Genomic DNA, 24,151 nt, shown 5'->3' with positions numbered 1-24,151 from the left:
TAGACTAAGGTCGGTTGCAGCCGCGCCCACCTCGCGCGCCCACCTGGGGGACGAACCGTTCCCGACGCTCGAACTGTGAGGAACCTCCCACGTGTCAGATTCTTCCGATCCGGCGCCCGCCGAGCTCGGCACCGCCTCGAAGCGCCCGCTCCGCATCCTGATCGGGGCCGACACCTTCGCCCCCGACGTGAACGGCGCCGCCCGCTTCGCCGAGCGGTTGGCCGCCGGCCTCGTCGAGCGCGGGCACGAGGTGCACGTCGTCGCCCCGGCCGCGAGCCGCAAGCACGGCACGTGGAACGAGGTGCACGAGGGGCAGGAGGTGGTGGCTCACCGCCTCTACAGCTGGCGCTGGTACCCGCACGACTGGCTGCGCTTCGCCCTGCCGTGGCGCATCAAGCGCAACTCCGCCCGCATCCTCGACGAGGTGCAGCCCGACGTCGTGCACTTCCAGTCGCACATCGTGGTGGGCCGCGGCCTGTCGATCGAGGCCGAGAAGCGCGGCATCCGCATCATCGGCACGAACCACTTCATGCCCGAGAACATGCTCGAGTTCACGCTCATCCCGAAGGCCTGGCAGGAGTGGGCCGTCGGCCTCGCCTGGAAGGCGGCGAAGCGCACCTTCGGTCGCGCCGAGGCCGTGACCACGCCGACCCGTCGTGCGGCCGAGTTCCTCGAGCGCTACACCGGCCTCCGCGGCGTGCACGCGATCTCCTGCGGCATCGACGCGCACAAGTACTCCCCGAACTGGGAGCCGCGCACCGAGAACCGCATCCTCTTCGTCGGTCGGGTGACGGGCGAGAAGCAGATCGACGTGCTGCTGCGCGCCGCGTTGCTGCTGCCCCCCGAGCTCGACGCGAAGATCGAGATCGTCGGCGGCGGCGACCAGCTCAAGGCGCTGCAGCACCTCGCCGAGGAGCTCGGCATCGCCGATCGCGTCACCTTCACCGGCCGAGTCACCGACGAGGAGCTCCGCGACGCGTACCACCGGGCGACCGTGCTCGCGATGCCGTCGATCGCCGAGCTGCAGTCCATCGTCACGATGGAGGCGATGGCCTCCGCGCTGCCCGTCGTCGCGGCGAATGCGATGGCGCTGCCGCACCTCGTGCACGACGGCGAGAACGGCTACCTCTTCGAGCCGTCGAACCCCGAGGACCTCGCGGCGAAGCTGCGCACCGTCCTCGAGGCCGATCCCGACGAGCTGCGCCGCCTCAAGGAGGGCTCGATGCGGCTCATCGAGGCGCACGACATCCAGCGCACGCTCGCGACGTTCGAGAGTCTGTATCGTGGTGAGGCGGTGGCCGACCCGGCCACCGATCCGGCGTCGGCGGCCCGCGAGGACTGACCGGCGCAGGGGGCGGTAGCTCAGCTGGTCAGAGCAGTGGACTCATAATCCATCGGTCACGGGTTCAAGTCCCGTCCGCCCTACCGAAGCGAAATGGCTGGTCAGGCGGCGATTCTGCGTAGTCCGCCACGTTAGGTTCGCGGCCCTGGTTGGGCCGGATGCTAGGGAATCGCTAGGGAACATCGGCGGAACGCCTCGGGATGAGCGCCGCTGCAGCGGCTGCGGCCTGTGTGCCGACGCCCTCGAGCATGTGCGCGTACGTGTCACTCGTCACCTGCACCGACGAGTGTCCGAGGCGCTTCGAGACAAGCGCGAGCGGCACCCCTGCGGCGAGCAGCAGCGACGCCTGCAGGTGGCGCAGGTCATGGAACCGGACGAGCGGCAGGGGAGCGCCGACGAGCGTCGGGTCGCTCTCGTGCGCCTCGCCGCGGAGCTTCGCCGCCAGCTCGTCATTGAACCTGCGCACGGCCTTGGGGAACCGGCGGGTGAGATCCTCCGGGATGAACGGCCGGCCGTCCTGCCACGTGAGCACGAGCCCTAAGTCGACGTAGGCCTCGCCCCATTCGGCGCGCTCGCGTTCCTGCTGCGCCTGCACCCGCCGCAGCACGGCCACGGTCTCGGCATCGAGGTCCACGACGCGCAGCTCGCCGGCTGCTGTCTTCGGGGCGCCGACGTGCTGCTCGCGACCGAGCTGCACGACCTGCTGAGCGACGACGAGCCGACCGCGCTCAAGGTCGACGTCGAGCCAGCGGAGCCCGCAGAGCTCACCGCGGCGGAGCCCGGTCATGCCTGCGAGGTGCACGGCCGGGGCGAGCCGGTCGTCGCCAGCCTCGAGCCAGTCGAGGAACCGGCCAAACTGCTCGGGCTGCCAGACCTTCACCTTGGGCCGAGGCGCCCTGATCGGCTCCATGCGGCGGGTCGGGGCGTCGGCGATCTCGCCGCGCCGGTAGGCGTCGCGGAGCGCGCTCCGCAGCGTCGCGTGATTGCGGGTGCGGGTCGCCGCGCTCATGCTCGGACGCATCCGCTGTACCTCGGCCTGCAGGTGGTCGAGGTGCCCGACGTGCAAGTCGGAGAGCTTGACCTTGCCGAGGATCGGCACGAGATACACCCGGACGTGATGCCGATACGCCTGCTCGGTCGACGGGCGCAGCGCCCCGGCGGCGACCTTGCGATCGAGCCACGCCTCGAGCGCGGCCTCGACGGTCTGCCCGCGCTTGGTCAGCGGGTTCGATCGTAGCTCGGCGAGTGCTTCGGCGCGGGCCGTGGCCGCGGCGCGGGCGCTCGTGAATCCTGACTTCGTGATCTGCGCGCGTCGACCGGCCTTCGTCGCCTCGGCTGTGTACGCCCACGGGCAGCGGCAGGGCGCTGACCGCGCACAGTTCTTGCCGTGCCGCTGGAAGGTGCCGGGGTAGCGCTTCGGGGTGCTCATTCGGAGGCTCCGTTCGTCGTGGTCGTCGTCGAGTTCTTGCGGGGTCGGCCGCGACCTCGCGGCGCGAGGAATCCTGCATCGCGCGCCTGCCTGAGCCAGCCGTCTACGGCGTAGACCCGTGTTCTGTCGCCGAGGAACAGACGCGCCAGCTCCTCGCGGTGATTCACGCCCTCGGCGATCATCTCGGTTGCCAGCGCGCCGACGAGCCGAGGCGAGGGCGTATGCCGGCCACTCGGTCGCCGGGGTCGCCTCGGTTGCCGTCGGAGCTGACCAACGTCTCGCCGTCGTCGCTTTCCTGTTCGAACTCGTCGGCGAGGATCGCGAGGATCCGCACGGGGATGAGCTGCGACCAGTCGGTGACCACCTGCCCGTCGTCTGAATCTTCACGGGCGCGTCGAGCCCGTCGAGGGCGGCCGCGCGCTGCGCGATCGCGACACCAGCGCGGACGGCGCCGGCGCGCTGGCCTCGAACATCGATGACCGCCTGACGCCAGAGCAGCTCGAGAAGCTCACGCCAGAGGACGCGGGCATCCTCAGCGGTAGGCGACGGCGGCAGCGCGCCGAAGTAGTTGCGCACCGCCCGAACCGCGCCCGGGGCATCCGAGAAGCCGGCCAGCGCCGCCGCTGACTCCCACGTCTCCCCGTTGACGCGCGCCGTCCACACCTTCATGGCCTTGGCCGCTGCGTCGCGGCCTTCACGGCTCGCATTGGTCGGTGATTGGCATTCACACCCTGAGGCTATACCCCCGGGGTATCGCTCGAGCGGAGAATTGTAGGGTTAGTCGCGCCCGTGCGGATGAGGCGCTCGCTTTGCCTTCGGGATCGCTTCTCGCAGGCTCATCGGGATCCGCAACTCGTCAGACAGCTTGTCGAGGCGCCCGAGGAGGTCGGTATCGTCGACAAGCTCGCCAATGACGTCGGCGGCGAGCATGGCGGAGGCGGCCGCGATGTAGGCGCCCTGGGTGTCGACCTTCGCGGCAGGGTTTGTGGTGACGGCCCGTTCGTCATCAGGCTGCGGAAGGTGGAAGGCGGTGACCGTCTCCGAGGTCACGTGTGTGACCCGAGACAGATTCATGTAGCTGATCTTGAGGAAGTCGCCCTCCTCGAAGTCGTCCATGATCTGGCTGAACCTCTTCATCCCCTTCTGGCCAGCGAATTCGTCGACCTCGGCGACGCGCTCGAGCAGCTCGTCGTCTCCGAGCCAGCGGCCCATCTCCCCGTAGTAGTTCCGCATGTCCCTGTGTGTTTCGACCCGGAGGCGATCGAGGCCGCCAGCGGTGTGCAGGCACCACTGGGCGATCACGGCGTGCTCGAACGCGGCGCGTGCAGCGACGAACCCCTCGCGGCCAAATCCTGAACCGCGCAGCACGCCGAATGCTCGCGCGAGTCGAATCGCCTGAACACTCACCCCAAACAGGGCGGCGAAGCTGCTCGCGAGGTCGGCGCGGAGTTCGTACGCTTCGCGCTCGTCGATCTCTGAGCCGATCTGCTCGACGAAGGCCATGAGGTCAGCGGCCGGCGGGATGCCCTGAGTTGCCATGCGGCGAGCGTAGCGCCGCGGTTCTCGAATTGAGTGATCAGAACGGGGCAGCCGACTCGATTTCGTTGGCAAGGTCACGAAGCTCCCGGATGAACGCCGCCGTGCGCCCGCCCTTCTTGAGCCACGAGCCCGGCGAGCCAGCCCCGGGTCCAACGAGCGCGATCGCGCGACGCTTCGCCGTCTTGCTTTCGTGGGCCGCCCAATTGCGAATCGCGAACAACTTGTCGAGGGTGGGCTTGTCGGTCGTCTTCACGGCGGTCACGAGCCAGTGGGATTCGTCCACGAACTCCCTAATCTTCTTGATGAGTCCGTCGCGTGAGCCCCTGAAGTCGAAATAGCTGCTCCCGACCACAAGGTACTCCGCGACCTCATTCGTGATGTGCTTCGGGAACTTCACCTGCGTCCTTGCGGAAAGTGGTCCGGTGCTGTTGTTGATCGCAGCCACCAGGCATTCGAGCATCACGCGCTCCAACGCCACCGTGAGCTTGAGTAGCGCGACCTCATGCGCCCAACTCAGCGAGCGCTTGTCCAGCGTTGCGGATGTGACATCCGTAAGGAATCGCTCGACCTCGGTTATCTCGGCATCGAATCGTCGTGCGGCGCGCTTGCCGCTCTTCTTCCGCATGCGGTGATTGAACATGCATCTGGGCCACCTCTTGAAAGCGCCACGCCAGACAGTCGCGATTTCGAGAATTGGGGTCGTATACAGAGGCGGATGTCATCGAGGGGCAGAGGCCCTTCGGCGGAACGGGCAGGGGAGGGGGTGATGCTAGGGCGTTGCTAGGGGACGCCCTAGCACTCATGCAGCACGCTCCATCACTTTGGACCGGTTAGTTTCCTCCTCTGATCAGGGAATCGGGACGCTCGGACTACGGCCGATCACGGCCGCAAACGCAGCCCTCGGAACTCATAATCCATCGGTCACGGGTTCAAGTCCCGTCCGCCCTACGACGTGCGCACCGATCGTGCCGGGGCTCGCCCCTCGAGCCCCGCCGAGGCAGAATCGAGCCATGGTCGAGATCTCCGAGGACGACTTCGAGCGGATGGTGGGCGAGGTCTACGACTCGCTGCCGGACGAGATGGTGCGCGGGCTCGAGAACGTCGCCATCCTCGTCGCGGATCAGCCGCCGGGGGAGCGGCCGCGCCTCTACGGCCTCTACAGCGGCCGCCCGCTGAAGACCCGCGGCGCCTACGGCTTCGGCGAGCTGCCCGACCGGATCACGCTCTTCCGCAACACCATGCAGGAGCACAGTGCCGACCTCGACGCGCTTCGGGCGCGGGTACGGATCACCCTCGTGCACGAGATCGGCCACTACTTCGGCCTCGACGACGCCCGACTCGGCGAGCTCGGCTGGGCCTAGTCGAGCGCCCGCGGCGGCAGGCCGACGCGAACGGGCCCCGGCGACGATCGTCACCGGGGCCCGCGCTGCGCGTGCGTCGCGCTACTTCGCGACCGCGGGCTCCTCGGCCTGCTTGACGACCGCGCCGCCGGCGAGCCCGGCGAGGATCGACGAGACGTCGAGCCCGGTGAGCGACTTCACGACCTCGGTGCCCTCGCCGAGCACCTGGCCGACGGTCTTCGTGACCGCGCTCGCGCCGTCGGTGGAGACGACCGTGAGGGTGTCGATGTTCGAGATGGGCTCGGCCGCGGCGCGCACGATCTCGGGCAGGCGCGAGATGATCTCCTGCGCGAGGGCCGCCTCGCCGTACTTCTTCAGCGCCTGCGCCTTCGCGTCGGTCGCGGCCGCCTCGGCGAGACCCTCGGCCTGGATGGCGGCGGCCTTCGCCTCGCCGTCGGCGCGGATACCGGCGGCGAGGGCCACCTGGCGGTCGCGCTCGGCCTCACCGGCGAAGCGCACCGAGGTCGCGGCGGCCTCGGCATCCTGCACCGCGGCGACCTTGTTCGCCTCGGCGATCTTGGTGCGCTTGTAGGCGTCGGCCTCGGTGGCCGCGTTCGCGGCGTCGCGCTGCGCGTTCGCGCGCTGCACCTCGGCGTACGCCTCCGCCTCGGCGGGCTTGCGGACGTCGATGTCGAGGCGCTCCTGGGTCACGAGCGCCTGCTCGGCGAGCGCCTCGCGCTCCTCGGTGGCGACGAGCTTGTCCTGCTCGGCCTTCGCCAGGAGGCCGGATGCCTCGGCCTCCGCGTTCGCGCGGTCGGTCTCGGCCTTGATCGACGCCTGGCGCAGGCTCAGCGCCTTCTGGCGCTCGGCGATCTGCTCGGCGGCCTCGATGCGCGCGAACTCGCTCGCGCGGGCGGCCTCGGCCTCGCTGATCTCGGCGACCTGGCGCGCCCGGGCGGCCTCGGCACGGCCGAGGTTCGCGAGGTAGTCGCTGCCGGGGGTCGAGATGTCGGAGATGTTCAGCAGGTCGACCTGCAGGCCCTGCTCGACGAGGTCGGCCTTCGTCTCGGAGACGACCCGGTCGGAGAGGCTCTTGCGGTCGGAGATGATCTGCTCGATCGTCATGTCGCCGACAATGGAGCGCAGCGATCCCTCGAGCGATTCCTTGATGATCTCGGTGAGCAGCTGCTGCTGCGAGAGGAAGCGCTGGGCTGCGCGGCGCACGCCGTCCTCGTTGCCGGAGACCTTGAAGTTGATGGACGCCTTGATCGCGATCTTGATGCGGTTCTTGTCGACGCCCTCGACGGTGATGCCGATCTGGCGCTGTTCGAGGGAGATCGAGAAGCCCTGCTGCAGGATCGGCCAGACGAAGGTGCGGCCGCCGATGACGACGCGCTGCCCGCTGGCCTGCTCCGGTGCGGCGCGGCCGGCGCCGCGGCCGACGATGACGAGCGCCTCGTTCGGCGGCACGCGGCGGATGCGCCGGGCGATGAAGACGAGCAGGCCGAGCAGGGCGATGACGAGCGCGATGATCGCGATCACCTGGATGAGGGTCGGGTCGAGCATGGGGGCTTCCTTCTCGGTTCGGGACGGGGGTCGGCGCCTGGGGCGCCCGGGGGAGTCTCTGGCGTGCCGTCCGGGCACGCGGGGCTAGTCGGCGACGACCTTCACCCGGCTGCCGGCCTGCTCGACGACGCGCACGCGCGAGCCCTCGGCGATGGGGTCGGCGGAGTACGCCATGCGGCGCTCGAGCTCGCCGGGCCCGTCGAGGCTGACCTCGCCCCCGGCGGGGGAGATGTCCGAGCGGGCGACGCCGCTGAGGCCGACGGCGGAGATCGGGGCGCCGTCGGAGCTGCGGGTGAGGTTTCGCACCACGAGCACGCTCAGCGCGTAGGCGACCACGGCGAGGACGGCGGCGAGCACATAGGCCCAGACGAGTTCGAGCCCGAGCGAGGCGGTGAGGGTGCCCGCGGCGCCGAACACGACGAGGCCGACGGCGAGCGCCGTGCCCGAGATCGCGCCGTCGCCGATCTCGAAGTGGTCGAGGATGTCGCCGAGGATCAGCGAGACGAGGAGCAGGGCGAGGCCGACGCCTCCGACGATGAGGAAGGGGAGGAGCACGTCGCCGAGCCTCTCTGGTCGTGGAAAGTGGAGTGCGTTCACCCTATCGGCAGAGCTCCCGGCCCCGCATCGTTGATCGGGCCGGCGGTGCCGGAGCACGTGCAGCGGCACGCGCACTCGGCGCGGCCCCCTAGGCGGGCGCGACGACGGCGAGCGCCCGGACGGCCTCGGCGCCGCGCAGCCGCACCATGCGCTCGACGATCTCGTCGGCGACGCGGGCGTCGACGGTACGGCACACGACGTCGTTCGGGCCGATCGCGTCGAGCCCGCCGCCGCGGACCCGGATGACGTCCCAGCCGACCTCGGCGAGCGCTTCGTCCTTCTCGCGGTCGGACGCCTCCTTGAGCCCGAGGTGGGCCCGCCGTGAGCGGCCGGGATCGTCGTACTCGATCGCGATGCGCAGCTGCGGGACCAGGATGTCGGGCCAGACCTCGGTGCGACCGAAGAAGGTGCGTGCGACGCGCACGGCGTTCACCCGGTGGTGCAGCCGGATGCGTTCGCCGAGGAGCCCCTTGAGTCGCTGCTCGGTCATCGAGGTGCGGGTGCGCAGGCCGGGGTTCATGAACGCGACGCCCGCCTCGCGCCGTGCGGCCGGGGCGCCCGCGCCCGTGCGGCACTTCGCGCATGCGGTGCCGGTGAGCTGCTCGCGCACGCTCGCCCGGTAGCGGTCGTGCCCGCGTTCGCAGCGCCACTCGTATTCGGCGCCGATGCGGGTCTCGCGGGCGAGCCGCCCGCGCTCGGGCGGGCTCGCACGGCGCAGCAGTTCGCCGCGCGAGCGCTGGGTCTCGGCGATGAGCATGCACACCGGGCAGACGCGGGAGAGGCGGATGGCGCCCCGCTCCGGGTCGCCGCCGTGTCCGCAGCGGAAGCTCACCTCAGCCATGCCGGGCCGCCGGATTCGCAGTCGTCGTCATGCCGCCATGCTGGCGGGCACCACCGACACGCGCGCCGGCGATGTCACCGGGGTGGGCCACACTGGGAGCGTGCGCATCGCGATCGGTCCCCGCGACGACGGCCTGATCGCCCTCGTCGACCCCGAGGCGCCCGCGCAGCCGCTCGCCGCGGTCCCCGCCGCCGAGCTCGCGGCGACGATCGCCCGCTTCGAGCGCGAGGAGTCCCCTCGTTGGGTCTGGAGCGACACCCGGCAGTGGTACCCGAAGCTGCTCGCCGCTGGGGTGCGCGTCGAGCGGTGCGACGACCTGCTGCTCGCCGCCGCGATCCTCGACCACTCCACCGACACCGCGGCGGCGCGCGAACGCGGTGCCGCTGCGGCGCCGACGTGGATCGCCACGCTCCGCGCCGGGCAACTCGCCCCGACGCCCGCTGCGGCCGGCACCGCGCTGTTCGACTTCGACGACTTCGACGGCGGCGATCGCGGCGCCGGCGCCGGCGGGCCGAGTCTCGACGAGGTGCTCGCCGAAGACGCCCGCCAGCGGGCGCTCACCGCCGGCAGTGCCCGGCCGCGGGCCATGCGGTTGCTGCTCGCCGCCGAGTCCGCGGGGGCGCTGATCGGCGCCGAGCTGCACGCCGCGGGACTCCCGTGGAGCCGCGAGGTGCACGAGCGGGTGCTCGAGACGACGCTCGGCCCGAGGCCGCGCCCCGGCGCGAAGCCCGAGCACATGGAGCGGTTCGCCGCTGCGGTGCGTCGTGAGCTCGAGGCGCCGGGGCTGAACCTCGATTCGCAGCTCGAGGTGCTGCGCGCGCTCCGCGCTGCGGGCATCCCGGTCGAGTCCACGAGTCGCTGGGAGCTGCGCGAGCACGAGCATCCCGCCATCGAACCGTTGATCTCGTACAAGAAGCTCGCCAGGCTCGCGAACGCGAACGGCTGGGCCTGGCTCGACGAGTGGATCGTCGACGGCCGGTTCCGCCCCGACTACGTCCCCGGCGGCACCGCGACCGGGCGTTGGGCGACCTCCGGTGGCGGCGCGCTGCAGCTGCCGAAGCTCGTGCGCAGCGCGGTGGTCGCCGATCCCGGCTGGCGGCTCGTGGTGGCCGACGCGGCGCAGCTCGAGCCGCGCGTGCTCGCCGCGCTCGCCCGCGACGAGGCGATGGCCGACGCGGCCCGCGGGCGCGACGTGTACCGCGGCATCGTCGAGGCCGGCGTCGTCGAGGAGCGCGACCAGGCGAAGATCGCGGTGCTCGGCGCCATGTACGGTGCGACGACGGGCGACAGCGGCCGGCTCGTGCCGCGGCTGGCGCGGGCGTTCCCGCGCGCGATGGCCTTGGTCGACCGAGCCGCCGCACAGGGTGAGCGCGGCGGCAGCGTGACCACCAACCTGGGCCGATCCTCGCCCCTGCCGCCGGCGAGCTGGCGCGAGGTGCAGCAGCGCGCGAGCGAGCCGGACGCGAGTCCGAGCGACGAACGCCGGGCGCGCAGCTCGGCTCGCGACTGGGGCCGCTTCACGCGTAATTTCGTCGTGCAGGGCAGCGCGGCCGAGTGGTCGCTCTGCTGGATGGCGGCGCTCCGCTCGCGCCTGGCCGCGATGGAGCCGTCGCACAGCCGAGCGGCGGCGTCGGGCCCGGTGTTCGAGGCGGTGCCGCACCTCGTGTACTACCTCCACGACGAGATCATCGTGCACACCCCGGCCGAGCGCGCCGACGAGGCCGCGGCGGCCGTCGCCGAGTGCGCGGCCGAGGCCGGGCGCCTGCTCTTCGGTGACTTCCCCCTCGATTTCCCGCTCGACCTCGCCGTCGTCGACAGTTACGCGCTGGCCGAGGGCTGAGCCGAGCGGCGTCGACCGCGCTTCGGGCGCACGTCCGAGGGGGCGAACGCGAGCTCGGCGGACGCCTGCGCCGCCTCGACCTCGTCGAGCCAGGTCAGGGCGGCGCGGGCGCGCGCGGCGTCGGCGGCAGCCGCCAGACGGCGGAGGCGGGCGCCCGGCGAGGCATCCGGCTCCGCCGGTTCGGCGGCGGCGCTCTCGCTCGCGGCCAGCTCGTTCGCAGCGGTGAGGCGCGCGAGCCAGCGTTCGCGTTCCGCCGCGAGCACGGGGGAGAGCGGCACAGCGGGCAGCGAGGCGGCGATGAGCACGCGGTCGAGGCTCTCGTCCCACGGGTCGGCGCCCGGGGCATCCGCGCCCGAGAGCCAGCCCGCGACCACCGTCTCGCCGTTGTCGGTGAGCCCGTGCAGCGGCAGCCCGTCCTCGGTCGCGCCCGCCGGCGCGATGAGCCCCGCCTTGGTCGCCCGTTCGAGCGTGGCGTAGCTCTGACCCACGTTGACCGCCCGCCGGCCGCCCGTGCGTTCGGCGAGGCCGCCGTGCAGGGCGAAGCCGTAGGCCGGGCCCATGCCGAGCAGGGTGAGCAGGGCTTCGCGAACGGCCACGGTGCGTCTCCGATCCTGAGCTAAGAACTCCTCACCGAGCATAGTATTGCCGGGGAGTCGCGCGCCATGCCGTCATCGGCCGCGACGCGCCGGGAATTCTTGTCATTCCGCCTGATGCGAGGCATAATCGCGGGTGACGGCTGTGCCGTCGGCAATCGAATATCCGCCCGTTCGTTCCGAGGTCGTAGGGGAAGACGCACCTCAGAGAACGGAGTAGAGATGGCGGAGCAGCTCACGCGGGCCACGCGCGCCGCGCGAGGAGTGCTGTTCGTGCACTCCTCGCCACGAGCGATCTGCCCCCACCTCGAGTGGGCGGCGGGACGCACGCTCGGCGTGCCCGTGAATTTCGACTGGCAGGAGCAGCCGGTGCTCCGCGGCAGCATGCGCGCGGAGTACTACTGGGAGGGTGCGCAGGGCGACGGCGCCCGGCTGGCCTCAGCGCTGCGCGGCTGGGACCACGTGCGCTTCGAGGTGAGCGAGGACCCCGGAGCCGGCAGCGACGGCGCACGCTGGATGCACACGCCGGACCTCGGCATCCACTTCGCGCAGACCGACAGCGCCGGGAACGCGGTGATCCCGGAGGACCGCGTGCGCTACGCCCTCGAACTCGCCGGGCACGACCCGGTCGAGCTGCACCGCGAGCTGCGCCTCGCGCTCGGCCAGGCGTGGGACGACGAACTCGAACCCTTCCGTCAGGCGAGCGACTTCGCTCCAGTCGTCTGGTTGCACCAGGTGGGCTGAGCGGATGCCGCGGGTCGCCTGCGGCGCGACGCGGAGGTCGGACGAGGAATCCCGGCGACCGTACGAGCGAAGCGGGCGGCCCGATGACGACGGCCCCGGTAGGAATCCCACCGGGGCCGTCGTCATGCGCCGTGCGAACGGCGTCGGATCATGCGGAGCGGAACGCGATGACCGCGTTGTGGCCGCCGAAGCCGAAGGAGTTCGAGATCGCCAGCTGGTCACCGGAGCCCAGGTCCTGCGACTCGCCGGAGACGCGGAACGGGACCTCGGGGTCCTGCTCGGTGAGGTTGATCGTCGGAGGTGCCTGGCGGTCGCGGATCGCGAAGATCGTGAAGATCGCCTCCAGCGCGCCGGTGCCACCGAGCAGATGGCCCGTCGACGCCTTGGTCGCCGACACCGGGATGTCGTCGATGCGGCTGCCGAACACCGTCTTCAGCGCCTGGTACTCGTTCGGGTCGCCCACCGGCGTCGACGTCGCGTGCGCGTTGATGTGCGTCACCTCGTCGGCCGAGGCGCCGGCCTGGGCGAGCGCGAGCTCGACCGCGCGGGACGCGCCGCGGCCCTCGGGGTCGTTGGCGGTGATGTGGTACGAGTCGGCCGTGACGCCGCCACCGACCACGTAGGCGTAGATCTTGGCGCCGCGGGCCTTGGCGTGCTCCTCGGTCTCGAGGATGAGCGCGCCGGCGCCCTCGCCCATGACGAAGCCGTCACGGTCGATGCTCGTCGGACGCGAGGCGTGCGCCGGGTCGTCGTTGCGCCGCGAGAGCGCCTGCATCGAGGCGAAGGACGCGATCGTGATGGGGTGGATGGCCGACTCCGTGCCGCCCGCGATGACGATGTCGGCGAGGCCGTCCTGCAGGTGCTTGACGGCGTTCACGAGCGACTCGGTGCTCGAGGCGCAGGCGCTCGCGTAGGTGCTCGCATAGGCGCGGGCGCCGAAGTGCAGCGAGAGGTTGCCCGCGGCCGCGTTCGGCATGAGCATCGGCACGGTCATGGGCAGCACACGGCGGGGGCCGCGCTCGCGAAGCGTGTCCCAGGCGTCGAGCAGCGTCCAGACGCCGCCGATGCCGGTGGCGAAGTCGACGCCGAGACGCTCGGGGTCGACCTCGGGGGCGCCGGCGTCGGCCCAGGCCTCCTTCGCGGCGATGAGCGCGAACTGGGAGGCGGGGTCGAGACGCTTGGCGACGGGGCGCTCGAGGACGGCCTCGGGGCGCACGATGGCCTCGGCCGCGAAGGTGACGGGAAGCTCGTACTTCTCGACCCAGTCGTGCTCGAGGGTGCGGGCGCCGGACACGCCGGCGCGCAGGGCGTCCCAGCTCTCGGGGGCGGTTCCACCGAGCGGCGAACTCGCACCGATGCCGGTGACGACGATGTTCTTGGTCATGACGAAAACACTCCGGGAGGAAACGGGACGAGGACCGTACGAGCGGGCCGCCTGGGCGGCCCGCTCGTCGCGATGCCTAGGCCTGGGCCTTGACGATGAAGCTGACGGCGTCGCCGACGGTCTTGAGGTTCTTCACCTCTTCGTCGGGGATCTTGACATCGAACTTCTCCTCGGCGTTGACGACGATCGTCATCATCGAGATCGAGTCGATGTCGAGGTCATCGGTGAACGACTTGTCCAGCTCAACCGTGTCGGTCGCGATGCCGGTCTCGTCGTTGATGAGCTCGGCCAGGCCGGCCAGCACTTCTTCGTTGGACAATGCCATGGTTCTTCTCCTTGCAGGGGTGTCTCGTTTGACCGAGACACAGTCTAGGGGGACGGGGACCGATGGTTCAGGGAAGAACCACCACTTGGGCGCCGAACACGAGTCCGGCGCCGAAGCCGATCTGCAGCGCGAGGCCGCCGGAGAGCTCGGGGTGCTCCTCGAGCAGGCGGTGCGTGGCGAGCGGAATGGAGGCGGCCGAGGTGTTGCCCGTCGTCGCGATGTCGCGGGCGATCACGACCGACTCGGGCAGCTTCAGCTGCTTGGCGAATTCGTCGATGATGCGCATGTTCGCCTGGTGCGGGATGAACGCCGCGAGGTCGGCGCTCGTGATGCCCGCGGCGTCGAGGGCCTGCTTCGCGACCTTCGCCATGTCCCACACGGCCCAGCGGAAGACGGTCTGGCCCTCCTGGCGGAGGGTCGGCCACTCGCCCTCGCCGTCGCGGTACTCGACGAGCGTGCGGTTCATTCCGACGGCGCCGGCCTTCGAGCCGTCGGAGCCCCAGACGGTGCGGGCGATGCCGGGGAAGTCGCTCGGCCCGATCACCGCGGCGCCCGCGCCGTCGCCGAGCAGGAAGGAGATGCTGCGGTCGGTCGGGTCCACGACGTCGGAGAGTTTCTCGGCGCCGACGACGAGCGCGTAGTGCGCGACGCCGGTGCGGATGAGTGCGTCGGCCTGGGCGACCGCGTAGGCGTAGCCCGCGCAGGCGGCGTTGGCGTCGTAGGCGGCCGCGGGGTTCGCGCCCACGCGGTCGGCCAGCACGGCGGCCATCGACGGCGTCTGCTGCACGTTCGAGATCGTGGCCACGATGACGAGGTCGATGAGCTCGGGGGAGATCCCGGACTTCGCGATCGCCTCCTGCGACGCCTCCGTCGCGAGGTCGAGCGCGCTCACGGCGGCGCTCGCGCGGGTGCGGGTGACGATGCCGGTGCGCTGCTGGATCCACTCGTCGGAGGAGTCGATCGGCCCGATCAGCTCCTCGTTCGGCACTGCGTGCTCGCCGCGGGCGGCGCCCATCGCGTAGATCCGCGTGTAGGCGGGGCCGTGCGACTGCTGCAGGGTCGGCTTGGTCATGCGCTTCGACTCTTCTCTGCTTCTTCTCGGGGGGAGCGGGCTCAGGCGGCCTGGGTGGCGATCAGTTCGGCGGCGGCCGCCAGGTCGTCGGGCGTCTTCACGGCGACGGTCGGCACGCCCTTGAGGCCGCGCTTGGCGAGCCCGACGAGCGCACCGGCCGGCGCGAGCTCGATGATGCCGGTGACGCCGGCCTCGGCGAAGGCGGCCATGTCGAGGTCCCAGCGCACGGGCGAGGAGACCTGGCCGACGAGGAGCTCGACGAACGCCGCGCCCGACTCCACCCGGCTGCCGTCGCGGTTCGTCCAGAGCGGGAGCGCGGGGTCGGCGGGGGAGAGCGTCGCGGCGACCTCGGCGAGCCGGTCCACGGCCGGCCGCATGTAGCGGGTGTGGAAGGCGCCGGCGACCTGCAGCGGGACGACCCGGGTGCCGGCGGGCGGCTCGGCCTTCAGCTGCTCGAGGGCGTCGAGGGCCCCGGCGACGACGATCTGGCCGCCGCCGTTGTAGTTGGCGGGCTCGAGGCCCAGCTCGGCGAGGCGGGCGAGGAGCTCCTGCTCGTCGCCGCCGAGGACGGCGCTCATGCCGGTCGCGACCTCGGCCGCGGCATCCGCCATCGCCCGACCGCGGGCCGCGACGAAGCGCATCGCCTCGTTCGCGTCGAGCACGCCGCTGCCGGCCGCCGCGGTGATCTCGCCGACGGAGTGTCCGGCGATGCCGCCGACCCCGGCGGCCCGGCCGTCCGCGAAGAGCGCCTCCAGCGTCAGGATGCCGGCCGCGACGATCAGCGGCTGCGCCACCTTGGTGTCGCGGATGGTCTCCGCGTCGCTCACGGTGCCGTGCTCGGCGAGGTCGAGCTCGGCCGCGGCGGAGAGTTCGGCCAGGCGCGCGGCGCGCGCCGGGTCCTCCAGCCACGGGGTGAGGAATCCGGGGGTCTGCGAGCCCTGTCCAGGGCAGACGACGACGATCACCCGACTAGTCTGCCAACGCCCGGACGGTCGTGGGTGTGCACACGCCACAAGGTCTGGAAAGATCCCTTGTGCGCGGGGCACAGAAGCCGCGGCGGTCGGCGCGCGACCGTCAGCTCGCGCTGCGACGACGGGGCTGCGCCTCGTGATCGCTCATCGACCCGACGATCAGCGCCGACTGCAGGATCAGCGCCTCGCGCGCCCCCGTCGCGTCATACCCGATCACATCGGAGACCCGCTTCAGCCGGTAGCGCACCGTGTTCGGGTGCACGAAGAGCTCCCGCGCCGTGGCCTCGAGCGAGCGGCCGTTGTCGAGGTAGCTCCACAGGGTGGTCAGCAGCTCGGTGGAGTGCGCCTGGAGCGGCCGGTAGATGCGGTGCACGAGCGTCGCTCGAGCGAGCGGGTCGCCCGCGAGCGCCCGCTCCGGCAGCAGGTCGTCGGCGTGCACCGGCCGCGGGGCGTGCCGCCAGGATCTCGCGACGGCGAAGCCCGCGAGGGCGGCCTTCGCGCTCTTCGAGGCATCCACCAGGTTCGGCACCTCGTGTCCGAGCACGAGATGCCCCGCGCCGAAGTGCGGTTCGAGCTGGGTCGCGATCTCGAGGAAGCTGAGCGCCGGGGCGGTGCCGATCGTCTCCTCGCCGCCTTCGCGCGCCTGCGGGTCGGCGCGCCCGATGACGACGACGAGCCGGTTGCCCTGCACGCCGATGAGCACGTCGGCGTGCATGTGCCGCGCGGCGCGGCGCACCTGGTCGACGTCGAACTGCTTCGGCGCCGTGCCGACGAGCACCGCGACCTCGCCGTGGCCGTGCCAGCCGAGTGCCGCGATGCGGCTCGGCAGCTCGTCGTCGTACTCGCCGGAGAGGATCGAGTCGACGACGAGCGCTTCGAGCCGCGCGTCCCAGAGGCCGCGCGCCTCGGCGGCGCGCGCGTAGACGTCGGCCGCGGCGAAGGCGATCTCCCGCGAGTAGAGCAGGATCGCCTCGCGCAGCGGCTCGCCGCCGTCCTTCACCCGCTCCTCGACGACCTCGACGACGACCCGGATGAGCTGCAGTGTCTGCTGCAGGCTCACCGAGCGCAGCAGCTCCCGGGGCGCCGCGCCGAACACGTCGGCGGCGATCCACGGCGTGGAGCGCGGGTCGTCGAACCAGGAGATGAAGGAGGTGATGCCCGCCTGCGCGACGAGGCCCACGGCCGAGCGTCGGCTCGGCGGCATGTCACCGTACCAGGGGAGCGTGTCCTCCAGCCGCTTCAGCGTCTGAGTGGACAGCTCGCCCGAGATGGTGCGCAACCACGCGAGCGTTTCCGCTTTCGTCCGGGGCCTCGTCGCCAATGCCGGTCGCCCGTCAGCTCTCGCCGCCGGCCGACCCCGTGGTGCCGGCGTTGACGTCGTGCAGACGGTACTTGGCGATCGCCTGGCCGGCGAGCGAGCGGTCGACCTCGCCGCGCTCCGCGAGGAGCTCGAGCGTGCGGACCACGACCGAGGGGCCGTCGATCTTGAAGAAGCGACGGGCCGCCGGGCGCGTGTCCGAGAAGCCGAAGCCGTCGGCGCCGAGCGTGGCGTACTGACCCGGCACGTAGGGGCGGATCTGCTCCTGCACGCCGTGCATGAAGTCGGAGACCGCCACGAACGGACCGGCCGCGCCGGACAGCTTCTGCGTGAGGTACGGCACGCGGCGCTCGGCGTCGGGGTTCAGGAAGTTGTGCTCGTCGGCGGCGAGACCGTCGCGGTTGAGCTCCGACCAGCTGGTGACGCTCCACACGTCGGCCGAGACGCCCCAGTCCTCGGCGAGGAGCTGCTGCGCCTCGAGGATCCACGGCACGGCGACGCCGGACGCGAGCAGCTGCGCCTTGGGCCCCTGCACCGGCGACTGCGAGATGCGGTGGATGCCTCGGACGATGCCGTCGACGTCGACGCCCTCCGGCTCGGCCGGCTGGACGATCGGCTCGTTGTACACCGTGAGGTAGTACATGACGTTCGGGTCGGGGTGCGCGCCGCCGTACATGCGCTCGAGGCCGGAGCGCACGATGTGCCCGATCTCGTAGCCGTACGCCGGGTCGTAGGAGACGACCGCCGGGTTCGTCGACGCGAGCAGCAGCGAGTGGCCGTCGGCGTGCTGCAGGCCCTCGCCGGTGAGCGTGGTGCGGCCCGCGGTCGCGCCGATCATGAAGCCGCGCGCCATCTGGTCGCCGGCCGCCCAGATCGCGTCGCCCGTGCGCTGGAACCCGAACATCGAGTAGAACACGTAGATCGGGATCAGCGGCTCGCCCTGCGTCGAGTACGAGGTGCCGACGTTGGTGAACGCGGCGAGCGCGCCGGCCTCGTTGATGCCGACGTGGATGATCTGGCCCTGCGGGCTCTCCTTGTAGGCGAGGAGCAGCTCGCGGTCGACCGAAGTGTAGTGCTGGCCGTTCGGGTTGTAGATCTTCGCGTTCGGGAAGAACGCGTCCATGCCGAAGGTGCGCGCCTCGTCGGGGATGATCGGCACGATGCGGTGGCCGAAGTCCTTCGAGCGCATGAGGTCCTTCAGGAGCCGCACGAACGCCATGGTCGTGGCGATCTCCTGCGTGCCGGAGCCCTTCTTGGCGATCGCGTAGGCGGAGTCGTCCGGCAGCGAGATCGCGGTGTGCGAGGTGCGCCGCTCGGGGGTGTAGCCGCCGAGCGCGCGCCGGCGCTCGTGCAGGTACTGGATGGCCTGGTCCTCGCCGCCCGGGTGGTAGTACGGCGGGAGGTAGGGGTTCTCTTCGAGCTGGGCGTCGCTGATCGGGATGCGCATCGAGTCCCTGAAGGTCTTCAGGTTGTCGAGGGTCATCTTCTTCATCTGGTGGGTCGCGTTGCGGCCCTCGAACGCCGGCCCGAGTCCGTAGCCCTTGATCGTCTTCGCGAGGATGACGGTCGGCTGGCCCTTGTGCTCGGTCGCAGCCTTGAACGCCGCGTAGACCTTGCGATAGTCGTGGCCGCCGCGCTTCAGGCCCCAGATCTCGTCGTCGCTCAGGTGCGTGACGAGGTCGAGGGCGCGCGGGTCGCGGCCGAAGAAGTTCTCGCGCACGTAGGCGCCCGACTCGGCCTTGTAGGTCTGGTAGTCGCCGTCGGGGGTGACGTTCATGAGGTTGCGCAGGGCGCCCTCGTGGTCGCGGGCGAGCAGCTCGTCCCACTCGCGGCCCCAGATGACCTTGATGACGTTCCAGCCGGCGCCGCGGAAGAAGCTCTCGAGCTCCTGGATGATCTTGCCGTTGCCGCGCACCGGGCCGTCCAGGCGCTGCAGGTTGCAGTTGATCACGAAGGTGAGGTTGTCGAGCCCCTCGTTCGCGGCGACCTGGAGCTGCCCGCGGCTCTCGACCTCGTCCATCTCGCCGTCGCCGAGGAAGGCCCAGACGTGCTGGTCGGAGGCGTCCTTGATGCCGCGGTTGGTGAGGTACTTGTTGAGCTGCGCCTGGTAGATCGCGTTGATCGGACCGAGGCCCATCGACACGGTCGGGAACTGCCAGAACTCGGGCATGAGCCGCGGGTGCGGGTAGCTGGAGAGGCCGTTCGGGGCGTGCGACTTCTCCTGGCGGAAGCCGTCGAGCTGGTCGGCGCTGAGCCGGCCCTCGAGGAACGCGCGGGCGTACATGCCGGGGGAGGCGTGGCCCTGGTAGAAGACCTGGTCGCCGCCGCCGGGGTGGTCCTGGCCGCGGAAGAAGTGGTTGAAGCCGACCTCGTACAGGGCGGCGCTCGACGCGTAGGTCGAGATGTGGCCGCCGACGGCGATGTCCGGGCGCTGGGCGCGGTGCACGAGCACGGCGGCGTTCCAGCGGATCCAGGCGCGGTAGCGGCGCTCGATCTCCTCGTCGCCCGGGAACTCGGGCTCGTTCTCGGGGGCGATCGTGTTGAGGTAGTCGGTGGTGGGCACCATCGGCACGCCGAGGTGCAGCTCCTTGGAGCGCTTGAGCAGGCTCAGCATGATCTCGCGGGCCCGCTGGTGGCCCTTCTCCGCGACGAGAGCGTCGAGGGATTCGGCCCATTCACCCGTTTCGTCGGGATCGGAGTCCATGGCGTCGACCGAGTAAGGGTCCTGGTCGTTGACAGTCACACTCGACCTCTTTCAGTAGTCTCGAAGCGGTTCGTGCGTGTGCGCGCCGAGCGGACTCCTCGCCCGAGCGGCACCACGCCATCCTAGTGATTCTATGCCCGCAGCCCACCGGTCCGACCGGCCATGGCTCGGGCGCCATCACCGAAAGCGACGCTATCAATGATCCTGCCGTCAGGGGCCCACGCGCCCGACTTCACCCTCCCCGATCAGCACGGCGCGCCGACCTCCCTGGCCGCCCTCACCGCTCGCTCGCCGCTCGCGTTGGTCTTCTTCCCGCTCGCGTTCTCGGGCATCTGCCACGGCGAGCTGTGCGAACTTCGCGACCATCTGCCGCTCTTCCAGGACGCCGCCGTGCAGCTCGTCGGCGTGTCGGTCGACTCGAAGTTCGCGCTGCGCGCCTGGGGCGAGCAGGAGGGCTTCGACTTCCCGCTGCTGGCCGACTTCTGGCCGCACGGCGAGGTGGCGCGCGCCTACGGCGCGTTCCGGGAGGATGCCGGCACGGCATCCCGCGCCACCTTCGTGATCGACCGCGAACGCCGGGTGCGGGCCTCCTTCGCGAGCGCGCCGGGGGAGCCGCGACCCCTCGCCGCCTACCGCGAGGCCATCGCCGCGCTCTGAGCGGACGTCCGCACGGGCAGCGGCGTCGTCAGGCGAGGATGTTCACCGCGCGCGAGATCACGAGCGCGAGCAGCACGAAGCCCGTGAGCGCCTGCACCGACATCAGCAGCTTCGTGCGGCTGCGCAGCGGCATCGCGTCGGTCGGGCTGAACGCCATCGTGTTCGTGAGGGAGACGTAGAGGTAGTCGACGAATCCGGGCCGCCAGTCGCCGCGTCGGGACGAGCCGGCGGCGACCTCGCGGGTCGCGTCGGCCTCGTCGTCCTGCGGGAACGCGAAGTCCGCGAGGGGCAGCGTGCTCCGGGGCAGCGTGCCGCGCGCGACCGGGCCGCCGCGGTCCAACTCCCAGTAGAGCAGCCCGAAGGCGATCACGTTCGTCACCCAGACCTGCCCGGCCGCGAGCAGCACCGTCGCGCCGTCGGCGCTGCCGTCGACCAGGCGCGCGATCACGTTCACGACGCCGAGCTGGTTCACGAGCACGAGGACCGACGCGAACGCGATCGCGAGGGCGCGGGACCACTGCGTCTGCCGGTCGAGCCGGTGGGGGTTGATGACGAACAGCGGCACCGCCATCGCGGCGAGCACGATCAGCCCGAGCGTGCGGCCGACTGCGGTGGCCGGCTCCTGCACAAGTGCGGTGAGGGCGGCCGCCACGACGATGCCCGCGAACGCCGCCCAGCGTGTCTCGGCCCGTCGCTCCTGCACCGGCGAAGCGGGGGCGTCGTCGTCGGACGAGGCGGTCGCATCCTCGGCGTCGCTGCGCATACCGCGAGTGTACGGCTCGGCTGCCGGCCGGCCGATAGGATGGGGGCTCGCCGCGCTTCGCGTGCGGGCCTGTAGCTCAGTTGGTAGAGCGCCACGTTTACACCGTGGATGTCGTCGGTTCGAGCCCGGCCGGGCCCACCGGGGCGAGGGGCGGCGCTGACGATACGATGGTCCGAGGCACGGACCCGCGTATCCGGCGCGGCCGGGAAGGTGAGCACGACCGTGGACCATCGCGAGCGCTCCGACGCCACCGGCTCCGAGCACCGGGCCGCACGCGCATGAGCCGCACGCTCGCCGAAGTGCTCGACGTCGTCGAACGACGCTGGCCGATCTCCGGCATGGAGCCGTGGGACGCCGCCGGGCTCGTCGTGGGCGACCCGAAGGCCGAGGTCCGACGCATCCTGCTCGTCGTCGACGCCGTGCAGGCGACGGTCGACGAAGCGATCGACGGCGGCTTCGACCTCGTGATCGCGCATCACCCGCTCCTGCTCCGCGGCGTCACGACGGTCGCCGAGGACCGCTACAAAGGCGCCGTGCTCGCGAAGCTCATCCGCGGCGGCTGCGCGCTCGTCGCCGCCCACACGAACGCCGACGTGGTCGAGACGGGCACCTCCGCGGTGCTCGCCGAGCGGCTCGGGCTGCTCGACCTCCGGCCGATCGTGCCGTCGGCCGACGGCCGCACCGGCCTCGGCCGAGTCGGCCGTCTCCCCGAGCCGACGACGCTCGGCCGCTTCGCCCGCCGAGTCGCCGAACTGCTGCCGCCGACCGCGACCGGGGTCCGCGCCGCCGGCGGATTCGACGAGCCGGTCGAGACGGTCGCGCTGTGCGGCGGCGCAGGAGACTCGCTGCTCGCCGATCCCGCGGTCCGCGCGGCCGACGTCTACGTCACCGCCGACCTCCGCCACCACCCCGCCTCCGAGGCGCGCGAGCAGGCGCTCGTCGGCGGCGGGCCCGCACTGCTCGACGTCTCGCACTGGGCGAGCGAGTGGCTCTGGCTCGACCGCGCCGCCGACGAGCTCCGCGAAGACCTGCCCGAGCTCGACGTCGTCGTCTCCGAACTGCGCACCGACCCCTGGGACTTCCAGGTCGTCCAATGACCGGTCCCGCCATCCCGACCGCCGACCCCACGAGGAGCAACACGTGAAGGCCAGCCCCGCCGACCAGGAGACGCTGCTGCGGCTCCAGGCGATCGACACCCGGATCGCCCAACTCACGCACCGACTCGGCAACCTGCCCCAGGCGGGTCCGCTCGCCGAGCTCGCGAGCCGCGACGACGGCGTGCGTCGCTCCCGCGCCGAGGCGCACGGCGTCCTCGAAGACACCCGCGCCGAGCTCAAGCGCATCGAGTCCGACGTCGAGATGGTCGAGGCCCGCATCGCGCGCGACAGCGAGCGGCTCACCCAGACCTCCTCGGTGAAGGACGTCGCGGCGCTCGAGTCCGAGCTCGTCTCCCTCCGCCGCCGTCTCTCCGACCTGGAAGATCAGGAGCTCGTCGTCATGGAGCGCGTCGAGGGCGCGGAATCCGCGGTCGCGGCGATCGACGACGAGCGCGCCGGCATCGCCGTGGCGCAGCAGCAGCTCGAGTCCGAGCGCGCCGAGGCCGCCGCCGGCCTCGAGACCGAGCGCGAGCAGGCCGTCCGCGATCGCGGCACGGTCGCGGCCACGGTGCCCGAGGCGCTGCTCGCCTTCTACGAGCAGCGGCGCGAGCGTGGTGCCGGAGTGGGTGCGGCCCTGCTCCGCCAGCGCACCTGCGGGGGCTGCACCATCACGCTCACCGGCAGCGACCTCGAGGCGGTGCGTCGCTCGGGGCCCGACGAGGTCGTGCAGTGCCCCGAGTGCGACCGCATCCTGGTCCGCACCGAGGAGTCCGGGCTCTGAATCGCGCCGGGCGGCAGGGCCTCGGTCCTCCCGCCCGGTAGACTGGCCCGGCGAGCGGGTCGGCAAGACGGTCGCGTCGCCCGAGCGATCGGGCGCCGAGGAACGTCCGGGCTCCGCAGGGCAGGACGGTGGGTAACGCCCACCCGGGGTGACCCGCGAGACAGTGCCACAGAAAACAGACCGCCTCGGGCTTCGGCCCGCGGTAAGGGTGAAACGGTGGGGTAAGAGCCCACCAGCGGCCGCGGTGACGCGGTCGGCTCGGTAAACCTCGTCCGGAGCAAGGCCAGACAGGGAACCATGGGGCTGCCCGTCCCGTTCCCGGGTAGGCCGCTAGAGGGCCGTGGCAACGCGGTCCCGAGAGAGATGGCCGTCCAGCCGGTGTCGCGCAAGCGCCCGGTGAACAGAACCCGGCGTATCAGCCGGCCCGCTCGCACCTCTCCCGACCGGCCGTCGAGGGCACCCGGCGCGGCTCAGTCGGCTGCGAGCGAGGCGGCGCCGAGGATGCCCGCGTTGTTGCGGTGCACGGCGGGCACGATCGGGGTCGAAAGCTCGAGCAGCGGCAGGAACTGCTCGTGGTGCTTCGAGACGCCGCCGCCGACGACGAACAGGTCGGGGGAGAACAGCATCTCGAGGTGGGCGTAGTACCGCTGCAGGCGCTTCGCCCACTCCGCCCAGTCGAGGTCCTCGCGCTCCATCGCCGAGTACGCGGCGCGATGCTCGGCGTCGTCGCCGTCGAGCTCGAGGTGGCCGAGCTCCGTGTTCGGCACGAGCACGCCGTCGAAGAGGAACGCCGAGCCGATGCCGGTGCCGAGGGTGGTCAGGATGACGAGGCCGTCGGCGCCGCGGGCGGCGCCGTAGCGGAGCTCGGCGACCCCGGCCGCGTCCGCGTCGTTGATGAAGTGGATGTCCCGGCCGAGCGCCTGCTCGAAGAGCTCCTCCGCGTGCAGGCCGATCCACTCGTGCGAGACGTTCGCCGCCGAGAGGGTGAGCCCGCGCTTCACGACGGCGGGGAAGCACACACCGAGGGGCAGCCCGTCGCCGCCGGACTCGGAGAACTCCTCGAGGAGCGCGCTCGCGGCCTCGACGATGTCGGCCGGTCGGCCGCCCTCGGGAGTGGCGACCTTGCGGCGGGGCGAGACGAGCTCGCCGCTCGCGAGGTCGACGACCGCCCCCTTGATGCCGGTGCCGCCGATGTCGATGCCGATCGCGAGGTCCTGCGTCATGGCGTTCACCCTACCCGGCGGGCCC

23 protein-coding genes, 2 tRNA genes and 1 other RNA gene are annotated in these 24,151 nt (G+C 71.5%); 10 read left to right on the top strand and 16 right to left on the bottom strand.

Annotated features, from left to right (window positions below):
* The first annotated feature begins 91 nt into the window (after nt 1–91).
* Both ACFWE1_RS11715 and ACFWE1_RS11710 read left to right on the top strand, forming a co-directional pair.
* On the top strand, nt 92–1,342 hold the full coding sequence (locus tag ACFWE1_RS11715) for a glycosyltransferase (protein ID WP_376933614.1): 1,251 nt from the start codon (nt 92–94) through the stop codon (nt 1,340–1,342).
* Between the two features lie 9 nt (nt 1,343–1,351).
* Nucleotides 1,352–1,425, top strand: a tRNA-Ile gene (locus ACFWE1_RS11710).
* A gap of 89 nt (nt 1,426–1,514) precedes the next feature.
* Here ACFWE1_RS11710 and ACFWE1_RS11705 read toward each other — a convergent pair.
* From ACFWE1_RS11705 to ACFWE1_RS11690, 4 genes are all read right to left on the bottom strand, one after another.
* Nucleotides 1,515–2,771: a tyrosine-type recombinase/integrase gene (locus ACFWE1_RS11705; RefSeq protein WP_376933613.1), complete on the bottom strand. Its 1,257-nt coding sequence runs from the start codon at nt 2,769–2,771 to the stop codon at nt 1,515–1,517.
* 178 nt (nt 2,772–2,949) lie between these two features.
* Entirely contained in the window at nt 2,950–3,135 is a 186-nt protein-coding gene (locus tag ACFWE1_RS11700; RefSeq protein WP_376933612.1) for a hypothetical protein, read from the bottom strand.
* A 413-nt stretch (nt 3,136–3,548) separates the two neighbouring features.
* Nucleotides 3,549–4,310, bottom strand: coding sequence for a hypothetical protein (locus ACFWE1_RS11695; protein ID WP_376933611.1), 762 nt, complete (start codon nt 4,308–4,310; stop codon nt 3,549–3,551).
* A gap of 37 nt (nt 4,311–4,347) precedes the next feature.
* Nucleotides 4,348–4,935, bottom strand: coding sequence for a hypothetical protein (locus tag ACFWE1_RS11690; RefSeq protein WP_376933610.1), 588 nt, complete (start codon nt 4,933–4,935; stop codon nt 4,348–4,350).
* A gap of 385 nt (nt 4,936–5,320) precedes the next feature.
* Here ACFWE1_RS11690 and ACFWE1_RS11685 point away from each other — a divergent pair, with 385 nt between their 5' ends.
* Nucleotides 5,321–5,671, top strand: a complete 351-nt coding sequence (locus tag ACFWE1_RS11685) for a metallopeptidase family protein (protein ID WP_376933609.1) — start codon at nt 5,321–5,323, stop codon at nt 5,669–5,671.
* Nucleotides 5,672–5,752: 81 nt separating this feature from the next.
* Here the strand turns inward: ACFWE1_RS11685 and ACFWE1_RS11680 are convergent, their stop codons facing one another.
* The 3 genes from ACFWE1_RS11680 to ACFWE1_RS11670 all read right to left on the bottom strand — a co-directional run bounded on the left by ACFWE1_RS11680 (nt 5,753) and on the right by ACFWE1_RS11670 (nt 8,654).
* Entirely contained in the window at nt 5,753–7,216 is a 1,464-nt protein-coding gene (locus tag ACFWE1_RS11680) for a flotillin family protein (protein WP_376933608.1), read from the bottom strand.
* A gap of 84 nt (nt 7,217–7,300) precedes the next feature.
* Nucleotides 7,301–7,771 (bottom strand): NfeD family protein, encoded by a 471-nt coding sequence (locus tag ACFWE1_RS11675; RefSeq protein WP_376933607.1) that lies wholly within the window; start codon nt 7,769–7,771, stop codon nt 7,301–7,303.
* A gap of 130 nt (nt 7,772–7,901) precedes the next feature.
* Nucleotides 7,902–8,654 (bottom strand): hypothetical protein, encoded by a 753-nt coding sequence (locus ACFWE1_RS11670; protein ID WP_376933606.1) that lies wholly within the window; start codon nt 8,652–8,654, stop codon nt 7,902–7,904.
* A 37-nt stretch (nt 8,655–8,691) separates the two neighbouring features.
* Here ACFWE1_RS11670 and ACFWE1_RS11665 point away from each other — a divergent pair, with 37 nt between their 5' ends.
* Entirely contained in the window at nt 8,692–10,494 is a 1,803-nt protein-coding gene (locus ACFWE1_RS11665; RefSeq protein ID WP_376933605.1) for a bifunctional 3'-5' exonuclease/DNA polymerase, read from the top strand.
* Here the strand turns inward: ACFWE1_RS11665 and ACFWE1_RS11660 are convergent.
* On the bottom strand, nt 10,473–11,090 hold the full coding sequence (locus ACFWE1_RS11660) for a PadR family transcriptional regulator (RefSeq protein WP_376933604.1): 618 nt from the start codon (nt 11,088–11,090) through the stop codon (nt 10,473–10,475). The two genes, ACFWE1_RS11665 and ACFWE1_RS11660, sit on opposite strands and share 22 nt — an antisense overlap.
* A gap of 219 nt (nt 11,091–11,309) precedes the next feature.
* Between ACFWE1_RS11660 and ACFWE1_RS11655 the strand changes: the two genes are divergently transcribed.
* Entirely contained in the window at nt 11,310–11,831 is a 522-nt protein-coding gene (locus ACFWE1_RS11655) for a DUF3145 domain-containing protein (RefSeq protein WP_376933603.1), read from the top strand.
* A 148-nt stretch (nt 11,832–11,979) separates the two neighbouring features.
* Here the strand turns inward: ACFWE1_RS11655 and ACFWE1_RS11650 are convergent, their stop codons facing one another.
* The 6 genes from ACFWE1_RS11650 to aceE form a co-directional block, all read right to left on the bottom strand.
* The gene (locus ACFWE1_RS11650; RefSeq protein ID WP_376933602.1) at nt 11,980–13,215 is read right to left on the bottom strand and encodes a beta-ketoacyl-[acyl-carrier-protein] synthase family protein; all 1,236 of its coding nucleotides are present in this window, start codon (nt 13,213–13,215) and stop codon (nt 11,980–11,982) included.
* A gap of 76 nt (nt 13,216–13,291) precedes the next feature.
* Complete coding sequence (locus ACFWE1_RS11645) at nt 13,292–13,540, bottom strand: acyl carrier protein (protein ID WP_189086421.1); 249 nt, start codon at nt 13,538–13,540, stop codon at nt 13,292–13,294.
* 67 nt (nt 13,541–13,607) lie between these two features.
* The gene (locus ACFWE1_RS11640; RefSeq protein WP_376933601.1) at nt 13,608–14,612 is read right to left on the bottom strand and encodes a beta-ketoacyl-ACP synthase III; all 1,005 of its coding nucleotides are present in this window, start codon (nt 14,610–14,612) and stop codon (nt 13,608–13,610) included.
* A 41-nt stretch (nt 14,613–14,653) separates the two neighbouring features.
* Nucleotides 14,654–15,577, bottom strand: a complete 924-nt coding sequence (locus ACFWE1_RS11635) for an ACP S-malonyltransferase (RefSeq protein WP_376933600.1) — start codon at nt 15,575–15,577, stop codon at nt 14,654–14,656.
* A 109-nt stretch (nt 15,578–15,686) separates the two neighbouring features.
* Nucleotides 15,687–16,904, bottom strand: coding sequence for a PucR family transcriptional regulator (locus ACFWE1_RS11630; RefSeq protein ID WP_376933599.1), 1,218 nt, complete (start codon nt 16,902–16,904; stop codon nt 15,687–15,689).
* A 13-nt stretch (nt 16,905–16,917) separates the two neighbouring features.
* Nucleotides 16,918–19,644 carry a pyruvate dehydrogenase (acetyl-transferring), homodimeric type gene (gene aceE / locus ACFWE1_RS11625; RefSeq protein WP_376933598.1) on the bottom strand — a complete coding sequence of 909 codons (2,727 nt, stop codon included), beginning with the start codon at nt 19,642–19,644 and terminating at the stop codon, nt 16,918–16,920.
* 159 nt (nt 19,645–19,803) lie between these two features.
* Between aceE and ACFWE1_RS11620 the strand changes: the two genes are divergently transcribed.
* The gene (locus ACFWE1_RS11620) at nt 19,804–20,262 is read left to right on the top strand and encodes a peroxiredoxin (protein ID WP_376933597.1); all 459 of its coding nucleotides are present in this window, start codon (nt 19,804–19,806) and stop codon (nt 20,260–20,262) included.
* 28 nt (nt 20,263–20,290) lie between these two features.
* On the opposite strand, the gene ACFWE1_RS11615 is transcribed toward ACFWE1_RS11620, so the two are convergent.
* Nucleotides 20,291–21,025: a hypothetical protein gene (locus ACFWE1_RS11615; RefSeq protein ID WP_376933596.1), complete on the bottom strand. Its 735-nt coding sequence runs from the start codon at nt 21,023–21,025 to the stop codon at nt 20,291–20,293.
* A 65-nt stretch (nt 21,026–21,090) separates the two neighbouring features.
* On the opposite strand from ACFWE1_RS11615, the gene ACFWE1_RS11610 reads away from it, so the two are divergent.
* From ACFWE1_RS11610 to rnpB, 4 genes are all read left to right on the top strand, one after another.
* Nucleotides 21,091–21,163, top strand: a tRNA-Val gene (locus ACFWE1_RS11610).
* 140 nt (nt 21,164–21,303) lie between these two features.
* On the top strand, nt 21,304–22,122 hold the full coding sequence (locus tag ACFWE1_RS11605; protein ID WP_376933595.1) for a Nif3-like dinuclear metal center hexameric protein: 819 nt from the start codon (nt 21,304–21,306) through the stop codon (nt 22,120–22,122).
* 43 nt (nt 22,123–22,165) lie between these two features.
* The gene (locus ACFWE1_RS11600) at nt 22,166–22,903 is read left to right on the top strand and encodes a zinc ribbon domain-containing protein (protein WP_376933594.1); all 738 of its coding nucleotides are present in this window, start codon (nt 22,166–22,168) and stop codon (nt 22,901–22,903) included.
* Between the two features lie 55 nt (nt 22,904–22,958).
* Nucleotides 22,959–23,334: RNase P RNA component class A (gene rnpB / locus ACFWE1_RS11595), an RNA gene on the top strand.
* Between the two features lie 39 nt (nt 23,335–23,373).
* Here rnpB and ppgK read toward each other — a convergent pair.
* A complete protein-coding gene (gene ppgK / locus ACFWE1_RS11590) occupies nt 23,374–24,126 on the bottom strand; it encodes a polyphosphate--glucose phosphotransferase (protein ID WP_376933593.1) in 753 nt (250 codons plus the stop codon).
* Between the last annotated feature and the right edge of the window lie 25 nt (nt 24,127–24,151).

This window comes from Agromyces sp. NPDC060279, assembly GCF_042726785.1.
Lineage (GTDB): Bacteria > Actinomycetota > Actinomycetes > Actinomycetales > Microbacteriaceae > Agromyces.
The sequence above is the reverse complement of the archived record's forward strand: the minus strand, read 5'-3'. Positions and strand labels throughout refer to the sequence as shown.

What these genes read in the sequence shown, in the direction of transcription:
- ACFWE1_RS11650 (WP_376933602.1), bottom strand. Translation starts at nt 13,215, where the DNA reads ATGACCAAGAACATCGTCGTCACCGGCATCGGTGCGAGTTCGCCGCTC.
- ACFWE1_RS11665 (WP_376933605.1), top strand. Translation starts at nt 8,692, where the DNA reads ATGCTGGCGGGCACCACCGACACGCGCGCCGGCGATGTCACCGGGGTG.
- ACFWE1_RS11705 (WP_376933613.1), bottom strand. Translation starts at nt 2,771, where the DNA reads ATGAGCACCCCGAAGCGCTACCCCGGCACCTTCCAGCGGCACGGCAAG.
- ACFWE1_RS11640 (WP_376933601.1), bottom strand. Translation starts at nt 14,612, where the DNA reads ATGACCAAGCCGACCCTGCAGCAGTCGCACGGCCCCGCCTACACGCGG.
- ppgK (WP_376933593.1), bottom strand. Translation starts at nt 24,126, where the DNA reads ATGACGCAGGACCTCGCGATCGGCATCGACATCGGCGGCACCGGCATC.
- ACFWE1_RS11645 (WP_189086421.1), bottom strand. Translation starts at nt 13,540, where the DNA reads ATGGCATTGTCCAACGAAGAAGTGCTGGCCGGCCTGGCCGAGCTCATC.
- ACFWE1_RS11670 (WP_376933606.1), bottom strand. Translation starts at nt 8,654, where the DNA reads ATGGCTGAGGTGAGCTTCCGCTGCGGACACGGCGGCGACCCGGAGCGG.
- ACFWE1_RS11680 (WP_376933608.1), bottom strand. Translation starts at nt 7,216, where the DNA reads ATGCTCGACCCGACCCTCATCCAGGTGATCGCGATCATCGCGCTCGTC.
- ACFWE1_RS11655 (WP_376933603.1), top strand. Translation starts at nt 11,310, where the DNA reads ATGGCGGAGCAGCTCACGCGGGCCACGCGCGCCGCGCGAGGAGTGCTG.
- ACFWE1_RS11605 (WP_376933595.1), top strand. Translation starts at nt 21,304, where the DNA reads ATGAGCCGCACGCTCGCCGAAGTGCTCGACGTCGTCGAACGACGCTGG.
- ACFWE1_RS11695 (WP_376933611.1), bottom strand. Translation starts at nt 4,310, where the DNA reads ATGGCAACTCAGGGCATCCCGCCGGCCGCTGACCTCATGGCCTTCGTC.
- ACFWE1_RS11620 (WP_376933597.1), top strand. Translation starts at nt 19,804, where the DNA reads ATGATCCTGCCGTCAGGGGCCCACGCGCCCGACTTCACCCTCCCCGAT.
- ACFWE1_RS11685 (WP_376933609.1), top strand. Translation starts at nt 5,321, where the DNA reads ATGGTCGAGATCTCCGAGGACGACTTCGAGCGGATGGTGGGCGAGGTC.
- ACFWE1_RS11615 (WP_376933596.1), bottom strand. Translation starts at nt 21,025, where the DNA reads ATGCGCAGCGACGCCGAGGATGCGACCGCCTCGTCCGACGACGACGCC.
- ACFWE1_RS11690 (WP_376933610.1), bottom strand. Translation starts at nt 4,935, where the DNA reads ATGCGGAAGAAGAGCGGCAAGCGCGCCGCACGACGATTCGATGCCGAG.